Here is a 1,183-nt window from a genome sequence, read left to right on the forward strand (position 1 = left end):
AAAATATAAAAATCAATCGTACTGTAGCCAAATATATCCTAAGAAGTCTCCCTATCAAAAACTGCCCCTTTAGAATAGATCACCCTGCCGCTTTTCATAATCTCCTCTTTTAAATCTTCCGGAGCATCTTCATACTTAATCAAATCCAAAAAAAGCAGTGTATCTAACTCCTCTTCTAAAGTAAACGTTAATTCCACCCATTCTTCCTTCGTCATATTTGGAGCAACAAATGCTAAATCAATATCAGATTTTGGCGTATAATCACCAACAGACCTTGAGCCAAAAAGAATAATTTTATTAATGGTATTTATACGGTTGCCAACGTTAGATAATTGATCTTTTATTTTTTGCTCAATCATCGCAGGATTTTCTCCCGTCTTCTTCATACTTCCCTTTTAGAAACTTAAAAGTCTCCTTCATTTCGGGGAAATAACCAACAATATTTTCATAAATATGTCTTGCCTTTTCTTCATCATATACATAGGAGGTTTCATTTCTATCACGCAACATTTGCAACCAAGATTGTTCATTTTGAATCCAATCTACTGCATACGCTTGTTTTAATGTCTCTCTAGGGGATTTTGGTTCAATACCTTCTTCTTCAAGCATTCGTTTTAACGTTTTCCAAAAAAGCTCAAATGTAAACTCAAAACGTTGGATTGTTCCATCGATATACAAGCTATTCTTTGCACCTTCATTTAGAGCCTCTTCCAGTCTTCCAGTCTTCCAATGGCTTTTTCCAAGTTAGCTAAACTCTGTAAACTCTTTCTTACTGACATAAATTATTCCTCCCTACATCATAAAACGTGACATTCTTATTGCTATGTATTTTACTATAAAGCAAGCTATATGGGCAAACCAATGTAATCCGAAAGAGTTCATTTGAACTGCAGAGTAAAATACTGTTTCATTTGATAGAACTACACATTTAAAGCATGTCCAAATATTTTATCAAAAATATATAATACTGGATATTTCATCCGGTTTTCATACTTATCTTAATTACAAATAAAAAAGCAGCATCTATTTGATGATAATAGATGTCCGCTTTTTTTGTATATGACACTTTATTTCGCCGCTTTTCTCCTCCTAAAAACCTTGACAATCAGCGGGTAACAAAGAGATAAAACAATCAACAAAGCAAGAACAATCGCAATCGGTGAAGCAAATAAAATATCCATTG

General features: G+C 33.4%; 2 protein-coding genes. Both read right to left on the bottom strand.

Annotation, left to right across the window (positions count from 1 at the left end):
- Nucleotides 1-38: 38 nt before the first annotated feature.
- On the bottom strand, nucleotides 39-359 hold the full coding sequence (locus FLK20_RS21380; RefSeq protein WP_152658621.1) for a nucleotidyltransferase domain-containing protein: 321 nt from the start codon (nucleotides 357-359) through the stop codon (nucleotides 39-41).
- Entirely contained in the window at nucleotides 352-678 is a 327-nt protein-coding gene (locus FLK20_RS21385; RefSeq protein ID WP_255473846.1) for an HI0074 family nucleotidyltransferase substrate-binding subunit, read from the bottom strand. The genes FLK20_RS21380 and FLK20_RS21385 overlap by 8 nt, the downstream gene beginning before the upstream one ends.
- Between the last annotated feature and the right edge of the window lie 505 nt (nucleotides 679-1,183).

Origin of the sequence: Oceanobacillus sp. CFH 90083 (assembly GCF_009389585.1) — a bacterium.
Lineage (GTDB): Bacteria > Bacillota > Bacilli > Bacillales > Amphibacillaceae > Oceanobacillus.